The organism is Flavobacterium frigoris PS1, from assembly GCF_000252125.1.
Lineage (GTDB): Bacteria > Bacteroidota > Bacteroidia > Flavobacteriales > Flavobacteriaceae > Flavobacterium > Flavobacterium frigoris_A.
In genome coordinates, this window is record NZ_AHKF01000046.1 from 1 (window position 1) to 540 (window position 540).

Annotated in this window: 1 protein-coding gene; it reads right to left on the reverse strand. The window is 41.7% G+C overall.

Annotated elements, in window-relative coordinates; genetic code table 11:
- Positions 1–540, reverse strand: a 540-nt coding sequence (locus HJ01_RS16950; protein WP_040474113.1) for an HYR domain-containing protein, incomplete at both ends; no start/stop codon positions are given.

Genomic DNA, 540 nt, shown 5'->3' on the forward strand with positions numbered 1-540 from the left:
GCAGAAGCTCCAGTAGTTGCGCCAGTAAGTGTCCAAGTTAATTTAGTTACGGTACAATTATCTGCCGTTGTAGGACTTGAAGTTGCTACCGAAGCAGTACAAGTTCCAATACCTACATTAGGGGTTAAATTACCTGGACAAGAAATAGTAGGTTTTACATTATCGGTTACTGTTACTATTTGAATAGCTGTTTGCGTATTTCCACTTCCATCAGTTACTGTCCAAATCACGGTAGTGCTTCCTAACGGATAGGTTGTTGACGGATGATCGTTAGTTACGTTGGCAACGCTACAATTATCTGCTGTTGCAGGAGTTCCGAGAACAACTCCAGTAGCAGTACAAGCGGTGTTAGTTGTCACGTTTACATTTGCAGGAGCAGTAATAGTTGGTTTTACATTATCGGTTACTGTTACGATTTGAGAAGCTGTTTGGGTTTTTCCACTTCCATCAGTTGCTGTCCATGTTACTGTATTGGCCCCTAAAGCTAAACTTGCTGGTGTGGCTATAACTGAAGCAACACTGCAATTATCCAAAGCTGTT